This is a genomic window from Polaribacter porphyrae, from assembly GCF_002954685.1.
Lineage (GTDB): Bacteria > Bacteroidota > Bacteroidia > Flavobacteriales > Flavobacteriaceae > Polaribacter > Polaribacter porphyrae.
The window spans coordinates 1750683-1751943 of sequence record NZ_MSCN01000001.1 but is presented as its reverse complement, the minus strand read 5'-3'; the positions used below and the strand labels follow the sequence as shown (position 1 = coordinate 1751943).

Annotated in this window: 3 protein-coding genes; all 3 read right to left on the bottom strand. The window is 30.9% G+C overall.

The annotated features are described in order from the left end of the window. Positions 1–867 (bottom strand): DUF8693 domain-containing protein (locus BTO18_RS07840; RefSeq protein ID WP_496559572.1); only part of this gene is annotated, 867 nt, incomplete at its 3' end. Between the two features lie 29 nt (positions 868–896). Continuing rightward, entirely contained in the window at positions 897–1055 is a 159-nt protein-coding gene (locus BTO18_RS17625) for a hypothetical protein (RefSeq protein ID WP_170063245.1), read from the bottom strand. A 26-nt stretch (positions 1056–1081) separates the two neighbouring features. Beyond that, positions 1082–1261: T9SS type A sorting domain-containing protein (locus tag BTO18_RS07835; RefSeq protein WP_170063244.1), on the bottom strand; the 180-nt coding region annotated here is incomplete at its 5' end.

Here is a 1261-nt window from a genome sequence, read left to right as displayed (position 1 = left end):
AAAAGATGAACTGGAGTTAGCAACTAAAGACTGACCATTGTTTGTAAAATCTCCATTAACTATTAAATTACCACCTCCATTAATAGTTAAAAGAGAGGATGCTTCTATTGTTAGGCTATTAGTTTCAGCACTCGTTGAGGCATTTATAACAGGCTTATTGGTTACATTTGGAATAATAACATTATCTGAACTGACAGGAACACTACCAGCACTCCAATTGGAAGCTGTTGTCCAATTTGTACTTGTATTTCCATTCCAAGTATTAAAGACTGGAACAAATACACCTGCTTCAGGAACAGAAACATTATCTAACGTAAAAAATTCGGAAGACAGATTAAAATCTGCACAAACCATAATAGTTAATGTGTTACCTGTTAACGAATTGATATTAATTGTTGTATTATCACCTGATGTTCCTGATGGATATTCTATAGTTCTAGTACCACCACCAACAACATTTGAAACTTGAACAAACGCGCCACCATCTATACTATAGGACACATTTATATATTCTGTAGCATCTATAGCACCCCAAGCTAAATCTAAAGAAAAACTTACTTGGCTTGGTGCACTTATATTAATCTCTGGGCTAATCCAACAGGCTTCATTATCTATATCAAAGGCTGTTAATGCACCTGAACTTGTGTAAAATCCTTCTGTATCTATACCACTTAAATCCCCTCCTAAAGTCCAATTAACCCCAGAGAAATCAACAGAAGAACAAGAACTTAATGCAGAACCACTACAAACACCACCTGGTAATATACCTTTATTTTCTATTGAAAAAGTTTCTGAGTATTGAGAAAAAGTAATACTAACTTTAAGTAAGATAACTATTACAACTAAATTTTTAAATCTATTTTTCATTTTTAGTAATTTATTTTTCATAATTATTTTTAGAATCCAGAGCCTGGTGCTTCAGGAGAAGCAGCTTGTGCTTTTTTTGGATTAAGAATTAAATAAGTACCTAAGGCTGTTAATGCAGCATATTTACTATAGTTACCGATTTTATTAAGTGCTTCTTTTCGAGATATATTATCTTTTTTAGTTTTCATAAGTATACTTTTAACTTAGACTCTAATTATTTTAAAATTATTTTCTTATTGAACTTTGTTTGTTCATTTTGTAATTCTACAATGTAAATGCCTTGTTTTAATGAAGGTATTTCTATGCTATTAGAACCATTCCCCTTAAAAGATCTCTTAAATACTTCTTTCCCTAAAATTGAATACATTTTAATTTCAGTTAAGTTGTTAGTAAT